The following is a 612-nucleotide window of genomic DNA, read 5'->3' on the forward strand; positions in this document are numbered from 1 at the left end:
CTGATTATTTTTACCGCAACCCGCGATGACGCTAGCCGGCTGGCCGAGTTTTGTCAGCAAGCCGGTTTGCCCGCTATTGGCTTAAGTGCGCGGCTGAATCAGGCACAGCGTAATAAAGTGATGCAGGATTTCGCCAGCGGCAAGTATCAGGTGTTGGTAACGACTGATTTGGCCTCGCGCGGTCTGGATCTGTTGCAAGTATCACATGTAATCAATTTTGACCTGCCGAAACATCCGGAAGAATATGTACACCGCATCGGCCGTACCGGCCGGGCCGGTGCCAAGGGTACCGCAATCTCGCTGGTGGGGCCGAAGGATTGGCAGGCACTGCAAAAAATCGAAGCCTTCTTACGACGGCCGGCAGAATTCAGTACCCTGGAGGGGCTTACAGCGCGCTTTAATGGTCAGCCGGTAGTTAAGATGGCGCCGAAGAAAGCCGCACAAACTAAGCTGACTAAGCCAGGTGCTGGCAAGGCAACACGGGTAGTGGCAAAACCTGAAACCAGCCCAACTGCAACAGCCAAACGTTTCTTTCAGGGCGGCGACGATGGCAGTGCACCGGTGCGGCGGAAAAAAATTCAGCCAGAGTGATTATTTTTTCAACATCTGCTG

General features: G+C 54.1%; 1 protein-coding gene. It reads left to right on the forward strand.

The genetic code is table 11. The annotated features are described in order from the left end of the window. The coding region (locus tag ACFC3J_RS22905; RefSeq protein ID WP_375198203.1) for a helicase-related protein at positions 1-591 on the forward strand (591 nt) is incomplete at its 5' end. Between the last annotated feature and the right edge of the window lie 21 nt (positions 592-612).

This window comes from Sphingobium sp. (assembly GCF_041987595.1).
Classification (GTDB): domain Bacteria; phylum Pseudomonadota; class Alphaproteobacteria; order Sphingomonadales; family Sphingomonadaceae; genus Sphingobium.